We start from the raw sequence: 630 nt of genomic DNA, 5'->3' as shown, positions 1-630 counted from the left end.
TTCGTTGACCTTAGTGGTGATAAACCAACCAGCTTGATAGATGTTGTCACCCATGAACCGGCGCACCATTTCTTGGTAGCGCTGGTTGTAAGACTGGCCCTCAAAAACCGGGTCCACGGGGAAAAGTGCTGGCACGCGTCGGTTGACCTGTTCGGTCTCTTTGTCCTCGCGCAGGACGAAGACGTAGCCGAGCCACGGGGGAACGTCCCCGTATGAGGTGTTCTTCCTTTGTGCTGCCCAGGTATCGGTGCCACTGCCGAGGGCTTCTTCGAAGCGGTTGTTGAAGTTCTTTCCTACGCTGCCGACCTGGCTCTTGAACTCCAAAGCCGCCACCAGGGCTCCCTTGTAGCGGACGGCCATGTCCCACTTCTTGCGCGGTCGGTAGTAACCAGGGAGGAACGGTTCATAGGTAATGGTCTCCGGGCCCATGCCGGCCTCGGCGAAGATGTCGGCGACCAGGTCCCGGATCCCGTTCATGTGCCCACCGGCCCGCGCCGCTCCGCCAGCCAGCCCTCCATCTTCTAGGGCTGCCATCTGATCGGCGCGCTTGGTCCAGAACAAGGAGACGGCCGTTTGAGTCGGATCCTCTGGCACAAGGTGGTCTGTCATGGGAGCTCTCCACATCATTGG

General features: G+C 59.8%; 1 protein-coding gene. It reads right to left on the bottom strand.

Features of this window, described 5'->3' with window-relative positions:
• Positions 1-561 (bottom strand): PaeR7I family type II restriction endonuclease (locus IG178_RS24795; RefSeq protein WP_226895782.1); only part of this gene is annotated, 561 nt, incomplete at its 3' end.
• Positions 562-630 lie beyond the last annotated feature (69 nt).

Source organism: Neoluteolibacter marinus, from assembly GCF_014904755.1.
GTDB lineage: Bacteria > Verrucomicrobiota > Verrucomicrobiia > Verrucomicrobiales > Akkermansiaceae > Haloferula > Haloferula marina.
This window is presented reverse-complemented; position numbering and strand designations above follow the sequence as displayed.